The organism is Mesonia aestuariivivens, from assembly GCF_019311235.1.
GTDB classification, from domain to species: domain Bacteria; phylum Bacteroidota; class Bacteroidia; order Flavobacteriales; family Flavobacteriaceae; genus Mesonia; species Mesonia aestuariivivens.
In genome coordinates this window covers 151360-171993 of record NZ_JAHWDF010000008.1, presented here as the reverse complement: position 1 = coordinate 171993, position 20634 = coordinate 151360, and the positions used below count along the sequence as shown (strand labels likewise).

Genomic DNA, 20634 nt, shown 5'->3' with positions numbered 1-20634 from the left:
ATACTCTAATATTCCTTCTGGTAATATTAAACTTAACAAGGAAAACTCAGTGCTTTTATTCATCAATGGAATTTAAAACGCAAAGAAAGTTATTTTTCAATTTAGACCCAACTTTTGAGATTGATCCTTTAAAACGTAGAATTCTTCACAAGGAATACAGTTTTTTTAAAAAATACTTCTATTTTCGCTTTTTTTAAATATTTAAATTAATTTTTATGAAAGAACTTATTGAAAACATTCAGAAGGAGTACACTTCTTTTGAGAGTGATGCACAAGCACAATTAGAAAGCGGTAACAAAGCAGCAGGAACAAGAGCTAGAAAGTCATCTTTAGCCTTAGAGAAGCTTTTAAAAGAATTCCGTAAGGTTTCTATCGCTGAGTCTAAGAAATAAACAGAAAAGCCCCTCAATTAGAGGGGCTTTTTATTTTAATACTTTTTGAATATTATACATCTTCAGATTGAACTATTTTCCCTCCCATATATTCAATTTCTTTTTTAACAGCAGTAAATTCTTCAGCTTGAAGTGCGCGAGAAGCATCTTCAATTAAATAAGAAGTAAAGCCTAATTTAAGTGCGTCTTTTACCGTAAAGCTCACGCAAATATCTGCTGCGAGACCGCAAAAGTAAAGCTCTTTAGCTTCTTTCTCTTTAAGATAACCAGCGAGTCCGGTAGATTTTAAATGTGCATTGTCATAAAAGCCACTATAACTGTCTATTTTAGGACTGGTCCCTTTTCTAAATATAGCTTCGATATTTTGGGTATTAAGTTCTTTGTGAAAATCTGCTCCTAGTGTATTTTGAATACAATGTGCAGGCCAAAGCGTTTGTTTAATTTCACCAAATTTTATGGTATCAAAGGCTTTTTTACCTAAATGATTATTCGCAAAACTAATATGATGCTCGGGATGCCAATCTTGGGTGGCAATTACCAAATCAAATTCAGGAATTATTTTATTGATTACCGGAATAATTTTATCACCCTCAGGAACCGCTAAAGCGCCTCCAGGCATAAAATCATTTTGTGCGTCTACGATCACTAAAACCTTCATTGTTTAATTTTTATGTGAATTAATAAGTTGCTCACGTGCTTCTTTTAAAGCGTCACTCATTCCTATTTTGTAAATATGCGGATTGTAAAAGCGCTTATATTCTAAGGGTAATAAAGCAAGTCGTTCTTTACTGAATTGAGCAATTTCTGAAAGCGATGGTGTTGGTTTTAGTTTCATTCCATTTTCCATTACAGGTTTTAATAAGGCTTCTTGATGAAATTTGCCTATAATTAGTGATTTATAAGGTTCAAAAGGGTGATTCATTTTCTTTATCTCTTTTTCATCAGATAGAGAAATTACATCAGCTCCATTAAAATTTCCATGCTCATCAAAAGTTCTCCACACTTGTTTACGATGCGGAATGGTAGTTTTTGCTAAACTTTCAGAAATTTTAATTCTTGGTTTTCCGTTAGAAAAAACTAATTTATAGACGCCATCTAATGCTGCATCTGGTTTACCTATCACTAGATTAGTACCCACACCATAAATATCTATGGGTGCATTTTGCTCTTGTAAGCTTTTAATTACAAATTCATCTAATTGATTAGATGCTGCAATTTTAATATAATCTAAACCAGCGTCGTCTAGTAGTTTTCTGCTTTCTCGTGCAAAATAAGCTAAATCTCCACTATCTAACCTTATCGCCAATAACCGCTGCCCTTTTGCTTCCATTTCTTTGGCAACTTTAATGGCATTAGGCACTCCACTTTTTAAGGTGTTATAAGTATCTACGAGTAGCACACAATTTTTAGGACGTTTTTCAGCAAAATCTCGAAAAGCTTCTAATTCATTATCATAGCTTTGAATAAAAGAATGCGCCATTGTTCCTGATATAGGAACATTGAAATCTCTACCCACAATTACATTACTGGTACCATTAAAACCACCAATAATAGCTGCTTTACTTGCATAATACCCGCCTGTTCCTTGCGCACGTCTAAGACCAAAATCTAATAAGGTTTTTTCTTTAGCAATGAGTTTAATTCGGCTAGCTTTTGTCGCAATTAGAGTTTGAAAGTTTAATAAATTTAGCAAAATGGTTTCTATAAGCTGTGCTTCAACAATAGTAGCTTCAACCTGTAGAATAGGAGCTGTGGCAAAAATGACTTCGCCTTCTTGACATGCTCTAATAGTTCCTTTAAATTTAAAATCTTTTAAATAAGCTAAGAAAGACTCATTGAAATCTTGAGATTTTAAATAATCAATATCTTTTTGACTGAATGATAAATTTTCTAGAATTTCAAGAAAATTATTTAAACCTGCAAAAATAGCGAAACCTCCCTGATAAGGAATTTTACGAAAGTAATAATCAAAAACGGCTTCTTCGTCGGCTTTACCCTTTAAAAAATAAACTTGAGCCATGCTCAATTGATAAAGGTCTGTATAGGTAAGTGTGAAATTAAACATAGGAATTATTTACTGCAAAAATAAATAATGTTGAATAGCTTTTTGGTAGTACCTATGCTAAAGTTAAATTAAAAAAACCTCTATTACAAAATATTTAAATAGAGGTTTTTAGTTATATAAAATTAATTACCTAATTACTCTTACTTCTGAATTGATATCATGTTGTTGCCCATTTAAAAACTTACCAAAATATGTTAACTGTTTACCTTGATAAGCATTAAAATTTTTACCCAATTCTTTTTCTGCTTCTTCTAATGAATAAGAGAAGGTCTTAATATCGTTATAAAAAGAATTTTCATTCTCTTGTTTTATACCAATTTGAATAGTTCTGGTTTCTTTATTATAGTTTGCATATTTAGCCTTTAAAGTATATCTAATTAATTCAATAAATTCTTCTGAAAGCTGATCGCAACTTCTACAATTATCTAAGTATTGTTTTACTAATGTTTTTAACTTTGTTTTAATCTCATGTTCTGTTAAATACGCCGTCATTGTCTTCTGGTTTAAAATTGATAATTTAAAATTAGAAAGAATAATAATAACCGAAAACGTTTTCGGTTACTTTTAACGATAAAGATTAAACTTTTATTAATTTAGAAAAATAGCTTGTTTAAAATTGAATAATTTCATTTTAATAAATATTGCCTCTAGCTCTTTTTAATTAAAAGGAATTATAATATTCTGAAATTAAAAAGATTGCATTTTTTGATGCAATTTATTCATCTGAATAAGTTCACGTAGCCTAAGAATGAATACTTATTTATAAATAAAAAAAGCCAACTAAAAGAATAATTTTAATTGAAAAATTAACTTCTAGTTGGCAAACAGGTTTGGGGGTAAATCTATATTTTTTGAATAGCAATCGCTACACCACCACCGGCAGCTAATTTTGCTTGATAAACCGTAGTTGAGTTTATTTCAACCTCTTCTATTTTATAAGCTGAAGGATTTTTTTCAAAATCGGCATTTTTAGCGTCTTTATAAATCGTGGCTTTGTAAGTAGAATTTTTATCTAAGAAACTAAATGGAATTTTTAATTCTCTCGCATTCTCATCGGTCACACTTCCAACAAACCAATTATCACTATCTCTTTGTTTTCTTGCAATGCTAACATAATCACCAATTTTTGCATCGATTACTTTTGTAGTTTCCCAGTCTACACCTACGGCTTCAATAAACTGAAATGCATCTTTATATTTTGCATAATTTTCTGGTAAATCTGCTGCCATTTGCATTGGGCTATATAAAACCACGTATAATGCTAATTGGTTAGCTAACGTAGATTGTATAGCTTGACCTTTACGATATTCGGCTAAATTAATCTGAAATATTCCAGGTGTATAATCTACCGGTCCGCCTAAAATTCTAGTAAATGGTAAAATTGCGGTATGAGAAGGAGGGTTTTCATGAGACCAACCGTTAAATTCCATACCACGTACACCTTCACGCGTCATAAAATTAGGATATGTTCTTCGTAAACCTGTTGCTTTTATAGGTTCATGTGCGTTAATTGCTAACTGGTGTTTTGCAGCGGTTTCAATTACTTTTTGATGGTGACGCACCATATATTGCCCGTGATGAAATTCACCTTTAGGTACAATACCGCCTGCATAACCAGTTTTTATAGCATGAATGCCTAAGTCTTCATAAAACTGAAAAGCTTTTTCCATTCGGTTTTCATAATTATTGGCGTCTCCGGAGGTTTCATGATGACCAATAATTTCTATATTATTTTCTTTTGCAGCAGCGACTACTTTATTAATATCAAAATCGTCGTAAGGAGTTACAAAATCAAAAAAACCAATAGTGTCTTGAGCACCCCAGTATTCCCAACCGGTATTCCAACCTTCAATTAATAAACCTTTTATCTTGTGCTTTTTATTGAAATTGATGTATTTCATTGCATTCTCCGTAGTAGCACCATGAGTGGTGTAGTTTCCTTGATCATCTTTTCTGCCCCAAGTACTTTTGCCTAAGTGCATTTCCCACCAAATTCCGGTATATTTCATAGGTTGAGCATAAGCCAAAGAACCTTCTAATTTATTAGGCTCATTAAGGTTTAGAATAAGGTAATTGGTGATTAAGTCTTTGGCCTCCTCATTTATCATAACACTTCGCCAAGGAGAAGAGAATGGAGCCTTAGTTCTTACTTTATCGCCATTTTCCCAAGGAACCAACTCTGCATTTAGGGTGTTATTTTCTGTTAATCCTAAGGTCATGCCTGCATAATCAGTAAGGTTTGCTTCGTGAATGCTTATCATCAAGCCTTCTTCAGTTTGCATGGTAATAGGCGTATTTACTGCATGAAAATTGGTAATGTTTCTATCGTGGCGTTGCGCATATCCAGCCTTTTGTGCATCAATTTCAGAAAGTTTAGTTTCAGAATAATTATACTCATAACTATCGTAATCTGCAGGAATCCACCAAGATTTGTGGTCGTTAGTTAACCTAAATTGCGTAATTTCATCTGTAATGACGAGTTCACCTTTTAGGTTTTCTTGTTCTGGAATGTGATACCTAAAACCAACTCCATCATTAAAAACTTTAAAAGTAATGTTTAGTTTTCGTGCAGTCTTAGAAGTTTCTTGTAATTGAAGTTGAAGTTGTTTGTGGTGATCTTGTATTTTACGCTCTTCACCCCAAGGCTGTTCCCAAGTTTGATCTACTTCAGTTTTTTCAATAGTAGAAATTTTAAAGTTTTTATTTAAATCAGATTGGTTTTTAAACTTCAATCCCAAATAAGAAGTATCAATAACTACCTTATTATTTTTTTGAACTCTATAAAACGGACTTCCTTTTTGATCTAATTGAAAAAATACTTTAATCTCACCGTTAGGAGATGTTATTGAAGCCTGATTTTTATCTATTGTGTTCTCTTTTTTAGTACAATTTACCAAGAGTAAAGCGATACTAATTAAGCTGAATATTTTTTTCATGAGTTATTTTTTTTAATCCAAAGTTGACGAACATCTTTTAAGTCTCTACCTTTAGTTTCAGGCACAAATTTCCAGACAAATAAAGACATGATAATACAACTTACCCCATAAATCCAATACGGGAATGTACCATTACTCATTTCAAAAACAAGACTATCTTTATCCATCATCATAGGAAAAGTTTGCGACACCAAGTAATTAAATAGCCATTGTGAAGCTACAGCAATTCCCATCGCGATACCTCTTATTCTATCAGGAAAAATTTCTGAAAGCAACACCCAAGTAACAGGTCCCCATGTCATTGCAAAACCTGCTGTAAAAAGTAAAATACCAACTACTGCCAACAAACTAAATTGCTGTGTATAAATATCGTAAGTAAGCATAGCTAATGCCGTAGCCATAATAAAACCACCTAAAATAAGTAAAGGTTTTCTTCCCCATTTATCTACCGTAAAAATGGCGATAATGGTAAAGGTGAAATTAACTACAGCGATTAGAATATTTTGAAAAATGGCACTTTCTGCTGAATTGCCTAAAGCTTTAAATATAGATGAACCGTAATATAAAATAGCATTTATACCTGTTAGTTGCTGAAATATAGACAGCATAACTCCTACAAAAACCGCAAAACCTAAACCTTTAAATGCCCCCCAATTGCTACTTACTTTTGCTTCTAAAGAGCCTTCAATCTCTTTCACCTTATCTTGTGCTACTTGCTCGCTATAACCTAATTTTTGTAAGGCTATAGCAGCTTTTTCGTATTTTTGCTTAATTACAAACCAACGTGGCGATTCTGGTACAAAAAAGAGTAATAGAAAAAACAACACTGCAGGAATAATTTCTAAGCCAAACATATACCGCCAGCCTTCATTAATATTCCATTGGCTAAGCGATTCTGTAGATATTTCTCCAGTAATCATTAATGCCGATAAATGGTTACCTACCCAATAGTTGGTAAAGAATACAATTAAAAAACCAGTAACAATGGCCATTTGATTTAAGGAAACCATAGCTCCTCTTTTCTCTTTAGGAGAAACTTCAGATATATACATAGGAGACAGTAAAGATGCTAAACCAATACCCACACCTCCTAAAATTCTAAAAATAGAAAGACTTAATAAATCTTGCGATAAAGCGCTTCCAATTGCAGAGATAGAAAAGAGAAAAGCAGCGATGAGCAAAGATTTTTTCCTTCCAATGGCTTCTGCTAAAACACCTGCTCCAAGCCCTCCGAATATACAGCCAATTAAGGCCGAACCAACTGCCCAGCCTTGTTGTGCTGTAGAGAAATCAAAATAGGTTTTAAAATAGAGTTGTGCTCCGTTAATCACTCCTGTGTCATACCCAAAAAGGAAGCCACCCAATGTAGAAATGATGATAGGTAAAATTAATTTCTTACTCATTATATATGTTTAAATAATAAAATACAATTTAATAACGCTAACTTTTAAAAACCTTTTTCAACAAAAACAATAAGTGATTATTCTTTTAATATAAAGGTCTTCATTTGGTTATTATCGCTAGAGCTTGTACCAATAAAAACTTCAAATTCTCCAGGTTCAGCTATAAAATCTAAGCTGCTGTTGTAGAATTTTAAATCTTCTGCTGAAATAGTAAAAGTAACGGTTTTTGATTTCCCTTTCTTTATTTCAATTTTCTGAAAACCAATTAATTGTTTTTGTGGAGGCGTAATACTTCTCACTTTATCGTGAATGTAAAGCTGAACTACTTCTTCGCCGTCATAATCACCTGTGTTTTTAATGGTAGTAGTTACCGTGATAGAACCGTTCATGTTCATTTCTTTTGAAGAAAGTTGCATGTTTGTATATTCAAAATCTGTATAACTTAATCCGTAACCAAAAGGGAAAAGAGGTGAATTATCTACATCTATGTATTTAGATTTAAATTTTTCAAATCCATCTTGAGTACCTGGTCTACCGGTTGTTTTCATTGAATAATAAACAGGAACTTGCCCTACATTTCTAGGCCAAGAAGCGGTAAGTTTCCCTGAAGGATTGTAATCTCCGAAAATTACATCTCCAATTGCATTTCCAGCTTCGACACCAGGATGCCAAACTTGAAGTATATCTACTGGTAATTGTGCCTCTTCTGAAATATTTAGAGGACGACCGCTCATTAACACCAACACCATTGGTTTACCAGTTTTAGCCAATTCACGAATTAGTTTTTTTTGACTTTCAGGAATTAATAGATTAGTTCTACTTGCGGCTTCTCCGCTCATTTCTGAGGCTTCTCCAACTACAGCTACAATTACATCTGCCTCTTGTGCTACTTTTAAAGCTTCAGCTAAAAGTTCTTCTGGAGATTTTTCGCTAATTACAATTTTAGGTCCAAAAACATTTACGTTTTCAGCCATTTGCTTATCGTTAGTAATGTTGGCTCCTTTAGCATATGTGATTTTTGCTTTTGGAGCTACATTTTTTAACCCTTCTAATACGGGAATGGCATTATCAAAATCTCCTGTAGGCGACCAAGTCCCTGGCATGTTGTTTTTATCATTCGCTAAAGGTCCTATTAAAGCAACTTTTGCTTTTTTATCTATAGGAAGTACTTGCTGATCTTTTTTTAACAATACAAATGAATTTGCAGCAACTTCTCTAGCTAATGCTCTATGCTTCTTGGTGAGTATATCTTTCTTAACTCTTTTTTTGTCCAAGTATTTATAAGGATCTTCAAATAAACCTAATTTGTATTTTGCTTCTAAAATTCTTTTGGCAGCAGTAGTAATTTCTTCTTCGGTTACTCTTCCTTCTTCTAAAGATTTTTTTAAAGTAGTTACAAAACCTTCACCCACCATATCCATATCTAGTCCTGCTTTTAAGGCTAGGGCAGAAACATCTTGTAAATCTCCCATACCATGAGCAATCATTTCATTTACAGAAGTATAATCTGAAACAACAAAGCCATCAAACTTCCAACGTTCTCTTAGTAAATCTGTTAATAGCCATTTGTTTCCTGTTGCTGGTACACCATCTACATCGTTAAAAGAGGTCATCACACTCGCTACTCCTGCATCTATTGCTGCCTTATAGGGAGGTAAATATTGGTTAAACATTTTTACTCGACTCATATCTACACTATTGTAATCTCTTCCTGCTTCTGGAGCACCATATAAAGCGAAGTGCTTTACCGTAGCGATCATTGTATTTGTTTTGGTAAGGTCATCACCTTGGTAACCTTCTATCATCGCCCGAGCAATTTGAGAACCTAAATAAGCATCTTCACCAGCTCCTTCTGCTACACGGCCCCAACGAGGGTCACGAGAAACATCTACCATAGGAGAAAAATTCCAGTTAATACCATCTGCAGTGGCTTCTGTAGCGGCAACTTGTGCACTTTGTTTGATGAGTTCCATATTCCAACTTGCTGCAGTACCTAAAGGAATAGGAAAAGTGGTTTTGTACCCATGAATTACGTCTGAACCTATGAGTAAAGGTATACCTAATCTAGTATCATTCACTGCATATTCTTGAGCAATTCTAATCTTTTCGGGACCAGAGACTCCAAAAAGTCCTCCTACATTCCCGTCTTTAATTTTTTGCTGAACATTATCGCTAACTACAGCACCTGTAGCAACCCCACCTCCTGGATTAAGTAAGTTAAGCTGACCAATTTTTTCTTCTATAGTCATTTTATCTAAGAGAGAACTCACTGTTTTGTTCATTTCAGTTTTGTTTAACTTAGGACCAGTATAAGTTTTTTCCTTTTGTTGTGCATTAAGTGTAAAACTTAAAATACTCAACGAAACCGCTGCAATTGTTTTTTTAATCATGGTTGTTGGTTTTTTATGTGGGTGTATATATGTTGAAGTTAAATTTTAAATTTTCTGTTTTATTTTGAATAGGTAAACCCTAGTTTATCTAAGCCTTGTTGAACTTCTGGTGCTTGCATGAATAAGTTCCAAATTAATCCTGTTCTGTAATTTTCAATCATAACAATCATAGGACCTTGATCGATGGCTAAATATTTTTTAGCTGCCCATTTGCCGTTTTCTAGACTAAATGCATCGTAAAAACCAGCCGGCCCCCAGGTAAGTTCATTTAAATCTGTATAAAAATGACGAATGGCGCGCATAGATTCTTTAGGAGTGTAAGGGAGTGAACTCACAGCAGCTGTGGGCGAAACGACTCCGTGATCATCGTCTGGAGAGTGTGCTGTGTATCCTGTAGAACCATCTTTATTTTTAGTATAACTCGCGGTTAATCCCCAAGAATTTTTAGCGTAAGTTTTATAGTTATTCGGATTTTCTTGACAGTATTCGTAATTTATTCTAGAGTGATTTACATTTAAATTCCAATAATTAGCATATTTATCTTTTAAGCCTTTTGGATTTAACCCTAAAAAAGAATAGTGTGCCCAGAACAATGGTCCGCCCTTACCTCCTACAGTATTGTGCTTTAAAATTAATGGAATGCCATACGCTTTTTTATTGGTAATGATATTTCCGTTACGAGCCCAACCTTGATGATATACTTCTGATTGAATACTGTGTTCTGGAGAAGATGCAGCTAAAACATAGGTTATTAAACATTCATTATAACCTTCGATCATAAAGTTCTTTTCAAACTTATAATTAGGAGACCAATGCCAAAAGATTCCGTTTTTGTGATTAGTATACCAATTCCATTCAATGCCGTTCCATAGCTTATTAAATTTTTCAGCCACAGCTTTTTCTTTTTCATTACCGTTTTTAAGGTATTCTCTCACTACGATAAAACCTTGAGCTAAGAAAGATGTTTCTACAATATCACCGCCATTATCTGTGCTGTCAGAACCAAAGTTTTTGGTGTTTCCTGTTTCTCCATTAATCCAATGTGGCCAAGCCCCATGATAACGAGGAGTATTTGCTAAAAAATCAGCGATTTTTTCTAAACGCAACACCGCTTCTTTTCTATTAATAAAGTTTCTCTCTATACCTACAACAATTCCCATTAGACCAAAACCAGAACCTCCAGTAGTGACAATTTTGGGATCGTTCTTAGGGTATTTTCCATCGGGATGAAACCGTTCTCTCGCTAAACCGGAATTAGGCTCTGCATAATCCCAAAAATATTTTAGCGTTTGTTTTTGTACGAGTTCTAAAAGTGCATCATCACTTAATTGTGTACTGTCTATTGCTGATTGTGATGTTTCTTTTACAGCATGATTAGTTTTTTTATTTGAATTTTCTTTGCAAGCAAAAAAAGACAAAAGTGTAAATGCAACTAATAGATGTAGCGGTAATTTTTTCATAGCGGTTTTACTGTTTTTGGTTGAGTAGCCACTCATAAAGTTTTGGGTTGTTGTATGTTTCTGACCAACTGTTATGGTTGGCAAAAGGATAAACGGTGTATTTTACATTTTTGTTTCCGGCTTTATGTAACGCCATGACCATATTGTTACTATTTTCAGGTAATACTACATCATCTAAAGCTCCGTGAAAAATCCAAATGGGCATATTTTTTAGGTGTTGCGCATTTCTATAAATAGGTCTATAAATTGCTCCACAAACAGGTGCCATCGCTGCAAAAAGTTCTGGATATTCACCTCCTACAGCCCACGTGCCATAACCGCCCATACTTAAACCGGTTAAGTAGACTCTAGACTCATCTATATTATATTTTTTGATAATAGATTTTACTAAACCTGCAACTTGATGAGGTTGCCAATAGGTTTCGGCAGGACATTGCGGAGCTAAAATCACAGCATCTATTTTATTACCTTTTTCTAGGTAATTAAATGGACCATTTACTTTTACCTTATCTAAGTCTGTACCTCTTTCACCTGCCCCGTGAAGAAAAACAATTAGTGGATAGTCTTTTTTTGTCGTATGATAACCTTTTGGAGTGTAAAGTAAATAACCTAGTTCTGTTTCTAATTCTACTTTTTGTTTAAAATTTTTCTTTTCAATTTGTCCAAAAGAAGCATTAATTGTAAAGCAAAATAGAAGTACTATAAATGTTAATTTCTTCATAGCTATATTTTTTTAATAGTTGAAATTTAAATTATCTAATCCGTTTTGTATTTCTGGAGCTTGCATAAACAAATCCCAAATAAGTCCGGTTCTGTAATTTTCAATCATCACAATCATTGGGCCTTGATCGATAGCTAAATATTGTTTGGCTGCCCAATCATTGCCTGTTAAGCTGATCGCATCATAAAATCCTGCTGAACCCCAACTTAATTCGTGATGTTTTTCATATAAATTATGCATCATCGCTAAAGATTCTTCTGGGGTGTAAACAATAGAACTTACTGCTGCTGTGGGAGAAATTACGCCCGTGTCGTTAGCAGGGGAATGTGCTGTATAACCAACAGAACCGTCTTGATTTCTGGTATAACTAGCGGTTAGTCCCCAAAAATTTTCTCCATAACCAGAGTAATTATTTGGATTTTCAACGCAATAATTATAATTAATTAAAGTGTGATTTTGATTTAGTTGCCAATAGTTAGCATATTGATCTGATAAGTTTCTTGGATCTAAACCTAAATAAGAATAGTGAGCCCAAAATAGTGGACCACCATATTGTTCGTTGCCGTTGTGTTTTACTATTAATGGAAAACCATAGGCTAAATTTATAGTAGTGATATTTCCATTTCTTGCCCAGCCTTGGTGATATACTTGAGAATCGATAGCATGGTCTGGTGAAGAAGCTGCTAAGACGTAAGTAATTAAACATTCATTATAGCCTTCTAATGGCATATTCATTTGCCATTCATAGTTGGGAGACCAATGCCAATACAATACATTTTGATTATTGGTGTACCATTGCCAATCTATACCTTGCCAAAGTTGATTAAATTTTTCTGCGATAATTTGCTCTTCTGAAGTACCATTTTTAAGGTATTCTCTTACCACAATTATTCCTTGAGCTAAAAATGAAGTTTCTACTAAATCACCGCCATTGTCTGTATTGCTAAATGGCTCTACGTTTCCTGATTGGCCATTTAACCAATGTGGCCAAGCCCCGTGAAATCGATCTGCATTTTCAAGAAAATTTGCTATATTATTTAATCGTTGCAAAGCTTCAGTTTTAGTGATAAAACCTCTTTCTATACCTACAATAATTGCCATTAAACCAAAGCCTGAGCCTCCTGTAGTAACTATTGAATTGTTTGTTTGATTAGGGTGGTATCTCTCTCTAGCCATTTGTGAGCTAGGTTCTGCAAAATCCCAAAAATACTTTAAGGTTTGGCGTTGAACCGTGTTTAATAGTTCTTCATCACTTAATGGCTCTATTTCTGGTTCCTCTTCATTCTCTGTGGGGTCTTGAGTAATAGGTTCACTTTCTGTATTAACACTGTTATCATCACTACAGCAGTATAAGCAAAAACTCAGTATGAGTAGCATAGCTAAAGAAAAGTAGTGTTGATTTTTATTGAACATGAGAAAGTTTTTTAGTCTGTGAATGTTTATAAGATGAACTATACAGCGTTTAATTACGCTGTATAGTTTGCTAATTCATCTCAAATTATAAAACCTTACCAACCTGGGTTTTGAGTCATTTGTGGAGTTTGAATAAGTTGATTTTCTGGAATTGGGAATAATTCATGTTTACCGTTAACATAAGTTTTTCCGTTGGCTTGCATGGCTTGTTCAGCTTGACCTGTTCTAATTAAATCGAACCAACGATCGTGTTCAAAAGCAAGTTCTAATCTTCTTTCATTCCAGATTTTTTGTCTTAATTCTATTTGCCCCAAACCGACAACATCATCAAGTTCTACTCTTTGTCTAACTTGGTTTAGTGCGGAAAGAGCTTCTGAGGTTTGCCCTAATTCGTTAGCAGCTTCAGCTTTAATAAGCAAAACTTCGGCATATCTAATTACTCGAATATTTTTGTCTCCGTCTGCGGCTCCTGAGTTTGCGCTAGAGTAGGCTTTTTCATTATATCTTGGGTTTTCTACAGAAGGACTTACTTCACGACCGTCCCAAAGAGTTTCGCCTGCAAAAATAATGGTAGCATCTTTTCTAATTTCGTCTCCTTCAGCATCAAAAGCAGCCACTAGGTTTTCTGTAGGTGTGTTAAACCCCCATCCCCAACCACTAGGGCCTCTTGCTCCTTGAACTTGTGAATATTGTTGCACTCCATGCGCAATAACTTCACCTCTTGCTTGAATTTCAAAAATAGATTCTGTACCATTCTCTGTATATTCTCTCCAAATATCTTCGTAGTTAGCTTCTAGTCCATATTGACCTGAATTAATAACTAGATTAGCATATTCTAATGCTTGATTATAATCTTGTTGGTATAAATAAACTTTAGCTAAGAGGGCTTGAGCAGCCCCTTTTGTAGCTCTACCTAAATCTTTAGAAGCATATTCACTTTTTGTAGGTAAAACTTCAATAGCGGCTAATAAATCTTGTTCGATATAAGCATACACTTCTTCTTTAGAATTACGGCTAGATAAATTTGATTCAGGATCTAGTATGGCTTCTTTATTTTCTATTGTAATATCTCCTTGTATGGTTACATCACCAAAAGATCTTACTAAATAAAAATAAGTAAGGGCTCTTAAAAATTTAGCTTCCCCTACAAGTCTGTCTTTGTATTCTTCATCTTGTAATCCGTAAGTCTCTGTAAAAGCTATGGAATAACTAGCTCTTCCTATAGTTTTGTACCATTGCGTCCACATTTCTCTAACTGAAGTTGCAGTACTGGTAAAAGTTAAGTTATCGAGTAAATTTTTATCGGCTCCGTTATCTGTAGGAGAACTACCTTTATCTGCATTGTCGGAGATAATTTCTGTAATACCAAGCCAAGAAAATGCATAAGCATAGTCTGTATACATCCCGTAAATACCGTTTAAAAATTGCTCTGGAGTAATATTTTCATTACTATCTATAGCTTCTATATTTTCTCTAGAATCTACGTCTAAAAAGTCTTCACTGCAACTAACTAAAGCAAGCGTAGCTACTAAACTGATTGTTATTTTAGTAAATAATTTCATTTTCTAATTTTTTAAAATTCTAAGTTTAATCCCATTAAGAATGTACTTGTATTTGGATAAGCAGAAAGTTCAATTCCTGTGGTACCATAAGGATTTCCGTCTGAATTTAATTCTGGAGTAAATCCTGAGTATTTGGTAAAGATGAAAGCATTTTGTGCAGAAACATACACTCGAGCTTTAGACACCATTTTAATTTCTGGTAAAGTATAACCAAATGTGATGTTGTTTATTCTGAAATAATCACCATCTTCTAAATAATGGCTTGACGCATAAGCATCTTTATTGGCTCCAGGGTTAGCGTTTGTAGAACCTGCTCCTGTCCAACGGTTTTCAAAAACTTCTACCGGGATGTTTTCACCTCCAAGTCTTGTTCCTGTTAATCCATTATAAACTTTGTTTCCTCCGGCTCCGTAACCAGCAACACTAAAATCAAAGTTTTTATAATTTACCGCTATATTAATTCCGAAGTTATATTTAGGGATATATGAACCGAAATATTTCTTATCTCTTTCATCTATTACACCGTCTTCATTTTGGTCTTTATATTTAAGGTGACCAGGAAGAGCACCTCCTAAAGATGCATTGTTGTCAATCTCTTCTTGTGTTTGCCAAACGCCATCAGCCTCATACATCCACCAAGAACCAAGTGGCTGTCCTTCTTCTAGGCGTTTAGAAATTTGACCGTTATCTAAACTTCCTCCAGTTTGACCTGCGTAGTTATTTTTAACTTGAGTAATTTCGTTTTTATTGTAGTTATAAGTAACTCCAACATTATAGGAGAAATCGTCACTAATATTATCTGACCAATTAATACCTACTTCTACCCCTTTATTTACAACTTTTGCACCGTGATCATAAAATTTTTCTGCAAATGGTGAATTTAATAAAGGTTGGATTTCTAAAATAGTATTCGTTGTGGTTTTGTCATACCAGTCAAAGCTACCAGTTAACCTATTATCTAGTAATTCATAATCAAAACCAGCACTCCATTCTTGTACAACCTCCCAGCTTAAAGGTTGAGCAGGGGAACCTATAGATGCTCCAAAAACTAAACCTTGATTAGGTCCAAATACATAATTTTGATTTCCGCTTGCAGCGTTTGTTTGAATAGTAGTTGTGTTAAAAGGAACTTTAGCATTACCTAGTTCACCATACGACCCTCTTAACTTTAAATAATTTAAAAAGTTACTATTTTCTAAGAAAGACTCGTTGCTTAACGTCCAACCTAAACCTACTGATGGAAAATAATCAAAATACTCCTTATTACTCTTAAATACACTGGTGCCGTCTCTTCTTAATGTAGCTGTTAAATAATATGTTCTATCAAAATTATACTGTAATCTACCAAATTGAGACATGTAATTTACCTGAGTAAAATAGTATTGATTAGTTTGTTTATCGTAACTATCACCAGCATGTTTAATACTCCAGTATTGTTCAGCTTCTGGTACTTCGTAAGCTGAAGAAGTATTTTTTTCTCCAATTCCTGTTTCTTCTTTAGAACCACCAAGTGTTAAATCAAAATTATGTTGACCAAAACTTCTTTTATAGTTAATGAAATTGTCCCAGTTGTATTTAAAAGTTTCTTCTTTTTCAAATGCTAAGGAATTTCTAGCCCATTCTGGTGAGTCTGGAAATTGAGTTCTGTTGTTTTCAAATGCTTCAGCTGTTCTTGTAGGGTCATTTGCAATCCAACTCTTTTTAGTAGGAGTAAAAGCACGCTTATTGTAATAATATTTACGCATCCCTATTCTAGAAGTAAAGGTTAAGTGATCTGTAAGTTCTAACTCAGCAGTTACACTACCTTGAAGCGTAAGTGTAGAAATTTTTTCATTCGCAAAATTAACAGCAGCTACTGGATTACCTGCGTCTGTTAGCCTTCCTACAGCTTCACCTTCTTGAGCCATATAAGTAGCTTCTCCTGTTGCCTGATTATAGAAAGATTGCCCGTAAAGACCATTTTCATAATAAACAGGAATTACAGGTGCTTGTCTATAAGCGGTATTAAATGAAGATAATGGTTTAGGATTTTCATTTGTAGGCGTAATAGATAAGTTTTGAGTAACCTTTAATTTATCGTCAAATAATTTAAAGGCATTGTTAGAAGTAATTACAGATCTTCTATATTTTTGATTAGGTAGTAAACCTTCTTCTTCATAATGGTCGTAGCTAAAAAAGTAATCTACATTTTCAGAACCACCACTTATGGTAAAAACATTATTGCTTACTGCACCAAGTTGAGTAAGTTCGTCTAGCCAATCTGTATTATAGCGTTGGTTAGGAGCTAATAAACTAGTAGAACCTATAGCGGTTTCTTCTTCATTATAATACTGAGTATACTGGCTAGCGTTTGCCATATCTACTTTATTAAGCAAACTTTTTACTCCATAATAACTGTTGAAAGATAATTTTGCTTTTCCCTTTTTTCCTTTTTTTGTCGTTACAATTACGACACCGTTGGCAGCTCTTAGCCCGTAAATAGAAGCAGAAGATGCATCTTTTAAGAAATCCATAGATTCAATATTGGAAGGACTAATATTTTTAATATCAGTAACAGGAACACCGTCTACCACATAAAGCGGGTTTCTACCACCTAAGGCTGTCCCTAAACCACGTATGGTTACAGTTGGAGTGGATCCTGGAGAATCGCTATTAATAATATTTACCCCAGCGACTTTACCTTGTACTGCTTGAGTAGCAGTTAATGCAGGTTGTTTTAAAATTTCATCAGATTTAACGCTGCTAATCGCTCCTGTAAGATCTTGTTTTTCTGCAGCTCCATAACCAATTAAAACAATTTCGCTCAACGACTCTGTATCTGCAATTAGATTAACGTCTATGGTTTCTTGCCCTCCAACTTTAACTTCTTGGGTTTGAAAACCAATAAAACTAAAAGTTAATACATCTTCTGGTGCTACTTCGATTTCGTAATTTCCGTCAAAATCTGTAGTTGTTCCAGTACTTTGATTTTTGATAACCACATTAGCTCCTGGTAATGGTAAACCATCATCTGCAGAAATAACAGTACCTGAAATCGTTTTCTCTTGCGCAAATAACTGTATTCCTGAGAACAGAAGCAGTAGTGCTAGTAAGTTTGTTTTCATTTCTATAAATAGATTTAAATGAATTAAGATTAAGTATGTCCTAATTTTAAAGCTTATATTTAACGAAACATTAAAAATAAGCTTGTTTAATTGTCAAATTTATAAAGAGTAGGCGTTGGTTAGCTTTCTTTTACGCATAACTAAACTCATCATCATTTTTTAAAAAAATAAATTATTGAATTTCAGTTATTTGTAATCTAATATGTTGTGTTTGTGAATTTGAAATAATCGTTAATGATGTGGAATTGATGTGGTGAAACTTAATAGTTTAAAACGTTTTCGTGAGTGAGGATTAATCAAACGATAACAAAAACTTAACTAGATTTTCCTTTTTATCTAAATTAAGTTTCTTTCTCAATCTATATCGATGTAACTCTACACTGCGGTATGTAATACCAATTAATGGTGCAATTTCTTTTGAACTTAAGTTCATTTTTAGATAAGCACATAAATTTAAATCTTTGGGAGTAAGCTCAGGGAATTTCTTTTGAAGGTTTTTGAAAAATTCATCATGAACTTCATTAAAGTTTCTTTCAAATAATTTCCAATCATCTTCAGAATGAGATTGGTTTTCTTTAAATTTATTAAGTCTATCGTATAATTTGCTGTGTTCTTTTTTAATTTCTTCTTTATTAATTTCTTTTTCTAACTGACTTAAAATCTCTTCTTTTTTCGCCATACTGGCAGCATAAGTAGCTAGTTCTCTTCGTTTAGAATCTAGTTGTTCTCTCAGTTGCTTTTTCTCTAACTCTGCTAAGCGTTTATTATTCTCAATTTTCTCTTCTTTTATTTCTAGCTCATTTTTATGAGCAAGCTCTCTTTCAAAACGTATTTGCTTTTGTTTAAATTTTCTCTTATTGAAAAAGTAGATGAGGTATAACAATAAAATTGCTAAAAGAAGATAGGCTATTATGGCTTCTACACTAAAATACCACGGGGGCAAAATTGTAAATTTATATGATAGAATTTCACTTTCCTTATTCCCTGAACGATTTTTAACTAACAACTCGTAATTCCCTTTTGGTAAATTTTCAAAATTGATCGTATTATTTTGAGCTGTTTTCCATACTTTATTATATCCTTTTAATTGGTAAATAAAACTGTGTTGCAGGTAATTTACTGGTCTGTAATTAGTTAGTGAAAAATTAATTGAATTTTTATAAAAAGGTATTTTGTAGTTTTTACCAATGGTTTTAGTTTCACCATTAATACGTAATCTAGAAATTACAGGAGGCAATTTCTTTTGAACATCTATGCTGCTATTCATATCTACAAGCAAATAACCAGAGTCTAGAAAAAGGTAAATAGAATCATTTACTGCTTTGGCGAAATCAAAGTCTTGTACTAACTTATTTTCTATAATTTTAGAAGATAGTTGTAGTGTTTTATTAGCTAAAACATCTAATATCTTTATTTTGTTCTTTTGCTTGGTAACTATAAATTTATTTTCAAAAGCCATGACGTGATCTAACGGCATGAGTTTCTTTGTTAGAATTTCATCTTTAATAATTGTATCATTAACCAAATCGTATTTAAAAATATCATTTTTACCGGCCAAGAAAATTTCATTATTAAGCTGAAATAAGTGTTTAAACTTATTTTCAGGATAAAATTTCTTCTGAATTAATTTATCTCCATTTTGTTTAAATTGATAAACTCCGTTATGTGGAGAAGTAATCCAAATATGATGTTGCTTGTCTAAAGCGAGTTCACTCACCCGGTGATACATATTTTGAAAATGTTTCACTTCCCATTGATCATCAATTTTAGTGAACTTTGTAAGCCCGGAGTAATTTCCCTGAATATACGTGTTTGCTTTTGTAGTTTTTACAAGCCTTGTACCTCCACTAATTGTACTTAGTAGTTTAATCTTGTTATTTTTAATAGCGAAAGTTTCGTTATTATGACCGCATATAATTTCATCATCGATTTGAGTCAGATTCCAAACTTGTCCGTTAGAGTTATTTATTAAACTAAGCTGATGATCTTCTTTTTTAAATACTCCATGATTACTTCCTAGGTATTCAATATTAGGATTTTTTGGACTTTTTTCTATGGCGTATAAAGTACCTAGTTTTCCGCTTTTGTCATTAAACACGTGTAGCGGAGAACTTAAGTAAATACAAGCAAAACCATTATCAAGCCCTAACCATAAGTTACCATCGGTATCTTTATATTGACTTAAAACCGTATTATTATTAAGCCCATTACTCGTATTTATAGTGTATAAAAGTTGCTTTTGTTCATTTAAAATAAGTAAACCTTTGTTAATGGTACCTATGCATAACTTTTGATTAACAAGGCTTAAATTGTTAATTTCTATTCCATCTATAATGGCAGAATCTTTATTTAGCCACTTTGTAAGTTTATTATCTTTATAATAATAAATACCATTAAGTTGGGTACCCAATAAAAAACCACCTTTATATAAAATCATAGATTGGATTGAAAACTCTTTTAAAGGCTCACTCCAGGGTTCGGCATCAAACTTATGTTCATTTAATTTATAAACGCCACCATATTTACTAGCTAAATAAATCTTATTATTTAGTTTATAAGTAAAAATTGATGAGGTTTCAGGAAAAGGTATTTTTTCTATTTTATTTTCTTTTTTGTCGAAAAAGTAAATAGCACTAAATGATTGAAAAACTATGCCTTTTTGAAAAGGATAAATTTTCCAAATTTCATCATTGTTAAATAAAGAGTCTTTTTTTTCGCTGCTTAAGGAATGATACGTTAATTCATTTTTATCATTACGTAACCAATAGCCAAATTCTTGGTAAGCCCCAGAATACAATGTATCATTAATTACGTTAACAGACCTTATTACAATATCTTTAGGCAGTGAATATTTACTCCAGTCGTCTCCATCATAAGCTAAAAGCTTATAATTATTTGCGGTGTAAATAACTCCTTTGTCGTCTTGTGTAATGTCCCAATTGGCATTTTCCCCTTGGTAATCATTCTTTGTGTAATTTTTAAAAAAGGGAATAGTTTGCTGTGCGAGCAAAGTTTGTGAAAAAATGAACCATATGCTTAGCAGACAGAATCTCATCATAAAGTGGGGATATGAAATTCAAATATAATCATTTACTTGTTACTTTAAATATTTCGGAAATTCATTCGATTATTTACATCTAATAATAGATATTTCGAATTAAATCGAAGCTAAAAAAAAGAATAATATC

13 protein-coding genes are annotated in these 20634 nt (G+C 33.2%); 1 reads left to right on the top strand and 12 read right to left on the bottom strand.

Annotation, left to right across the window (positions count from 1 at the left end; all coding sequences use genetic code 11):
- Positions 1 to 215 precede the first annotated feature (215 nt).
- Entirely contained in the window at positions 216 to 392 is a 177-nt protein-coding gene (locus KW502_RS09290) for a BF3379 family histone-like protein (protein WP_219040274.1), read from the top strand.
- Positions 393 to 444: 52 nt separating this feature from the next.
- Here the strand turns inward: KW502_RS09290 and pncA are convergent, their stop codons facing one another.
- From pncA to KW502_RS09230, 12 genes are all read right to left on the bottom strand, one after another.
- Positions 445 to 1050 (bottom strand): bifunctional nicotinamidase/pyrazinamidase, encoded by a 606-nt coding sequence (gene pncA / locus KW502_RS09285; protein WP_219040273.1) that lies wholly within the window; start codon positions 1048 to 1050, stop codon positions 445 to 447.
- Positions 1051 to 1053: 3 nt separating this feature from the next.
- Positions 1054 to 2457 carry a nicotinate phosphoribosyltransferase gene (locus KW502_RS09280; RefSeq protein WP_219040272.1) on the bottom strand — a complete coding sequence of 468 codons (1404 nt, stop codon included), beginning with the start codon at positions 2455 to 2457 and terminating at the stop codon, positions 1054 to 1056.
- Between the two features lie 126 nt (positions 2458 to 2583).
- Positions 2584 to 2949, bottom strand: a complete 366-nt coding sequence (locus tag KW502_RS09275; RefSeq protein ID WP_219040271.1) for a hypothetical protein — start codon at positions 2947 to 2949, stop codon at positions 2584 to 2586.
- 350 nt (positions 2950 to 3299) lie between these two features.
- On the bottom strand, positions 3300 to 5393 hold the full coding sequence (locus KW502_RS09270; RefSeq protein ID WP_219040270.1) for a glycoside hydrolase family 97 protein: 2094 nt from the start codon (positions 5391 to 5393) through the stop codon (positions 3300 to 3302).
- Positions 5390 to 6796: a sugar porter family MFS transporter gene (locus tag KW502_RS09265; RefSeq protein ID WP_219040269.1), complete on the bottom strand. Its 1407-nt coding sequence runs from the start codon at positions 6794 to 6796 to the stop codon at positions 5390 to 5392. Before KW502_RS09265 ends, KW502_RS09270 begins: the two co-directional genes overlap by 4 nt.
- Positions 6797 to 6873: 77 nt before the next feature.
- Positions 6874 to 9186 carry a beta-glucosidase BglX gene (gene bglX / locus KW502_RS09260; RefSeq protein ID WP_219040268.1) on the bottom strand — a complete coding sequence of 771 codons (2313 nt, stop codon included), beginning with the start codon at positions 9184 to 9186 and terminating at the stop codon, positions 6874 to 6876.
- A 59-nt stretch (positions 9187 to 9245) separates the two neighbouring features.
- Positions 9246 to 10682, bottom strand: a complete 1437-nt coding sequence (locus KW502_RS09255; protein WP_255554193.1) for a glucoamylase family protein — start codon at positions 10680 to 10682, stop codon at positions 9246 to 9248.
- Positions 10654 to 11367, bottom strand: coding sequence for a carboxylesterase family protein (locus tag KW502_RS09250; protein WP_219040267.1), 714 nt, complete (start codon positions 11365 to 11367; stop codon positions 10654 to 10656). Before KW502_RS09250 ends, KW502_RS09255 begins: the two co-directional genes overlap by 29 nt.
- Positions 11368 to 11379: 12 nt before the next feature.
- On the bottom strand, positions 11380 to 12780 hold the full coding sequence (locus KW502_RS09245) for a glucoamylase family protein (RefSeq protein ID WP_219040266.1): 1401 nt from the start codon (positions 12778 to 12780) through the stop codon (positions 11380 to 11382).
- Between the two features lie 95 nt (positions 12781 to 12875).
- Positions 12876 to 14342: a RagB/SusD family nutrient uptake outer membrane protein gene (locus KW502_RS09240; protein ID WP_219040265.1), complete on the bottom strand. Its 1467-nt coding sequence runs from the start codon at positions 14340 to 14342 to the stop codon at positions 12876 to 12878.
- Between the two features lie 11 nt (positions 14343 to 14353).
- Positions 14354 to 17446, bottom strand: coding sequence for a SusC/RagA family TonB-linked outer membrane protein (locus tag KW502_RS09235; RefSeq protein WP_219040264.1), 3093 nt, complete (start codon positions 17444 to 17446; stop codon positions 14354 to 14356).
- A gap of 292 nt (positions 17447 to 17738) precedes the next feature.
- The gene (locus KW502_RS09230; RefSeq protein WP_219040263.1) at positions 17739 to 20456 is read right to left on the bottom strand and encodes a helix-turn-helix and ligand-binding sensor domain-containing protein; all 2718 of its coding nucleotides are present in this window, start codon (positions 20454 to 20456) and stop codon (positions 17739 to 17741) included.
- Positions 20457 to 20634: the final 178 nt, after the last annotated feature.

What these genes read in the sequence shown, in the direction of transcription:
- KW502_RS09270 (WP_219040270.1), bottom strand. Translation starts at nt 5,393, where the DNA reads ATGAAAAAAATATTCAGCTTAATTAGTATCGCTTTACTCTTGGTAAAT.
- KW502_RS09250 (WP_219040267.1), bottom strand. Translation starts at nt 11,367, where the DNA reads ATGAAGAAATTAACATTTATAGTACTTCTATTTTGCTTTACAATTAAT.
- KW502_RS09265 (WP_219040269.1), bottom strand. Translation starts at nt 6,796, where the DNA reads ATGAGTAAGAAATTAATTTTACCTATCATCATTTCTACATTGGGTGGC.
- KW502_RS09240 (WP_219040265.1), bottom strand. Translation starts at nt 14,342, where the DNA reads ATGAAATTATTTACTAAAATAACAATCAGTTTAGTAGCTACGCTTGCT.
- KW502_RS09235 (WP_219040264.1), bottom strand. Translation starts at nt 17,446, where the DNA reads ATGAAAACAAACTTACTAGCACTACTGCTTCTGTTCTCAGGAATACAG.
- KW502_RS09280 (WP_219040272.1), bottom strand. Translation starts at nt 2,457, where the DNA reads ATGTTTAATTTCACACTTACCTATACAGACCTTTATCAATTGAGCATG.
- bglX (WP_219040268.1), bottom strand. Translation starts at nt 9,186, where the DNA reads ATGATTAAAAAAACAATTGCAGCGGTTTCGTTGAGTATTTTAAGTTTT.
- KW502_RS09290 (WP_219040274.1), top strand. Translation starts at nt 216, where the DNA reads ATGAAAGAACTTATTGAAAACATTCAGAAGGAGTACACTTCTTTTGAG.
- KW502_RS09275 (WP_219040271.1), bottom strand. Translation starts at nt 2,949, where the DNA reads ATGACGGCGTATTTAACAGAACATGAGATTAAAACAAAGTTAAAAACA.
- pncA (WP_219040273.1), bottom strand. Translation starts at nt 1,050, where the DNA reads ATGAAGGTTTTAGTGATCGTAGACGCACAAAATGATTTTATGCCTGGA.
- KW502_RS09255 (WP_255554193.1), bottom strand. Translation starts at nt 10,682, where the DNA reads ATGAGTGGCTACTCAACCAAAAACAGTAAAACCGCTATGAAAAAATTA.
- KW502_RS09245 (WP_219040266.1), bottom strand. Translation starts at nt 12,780, where the DNA reads ATGTTCAATAAAAATCAACACTACTTTTCTTTAGCTATGCTACTCATA.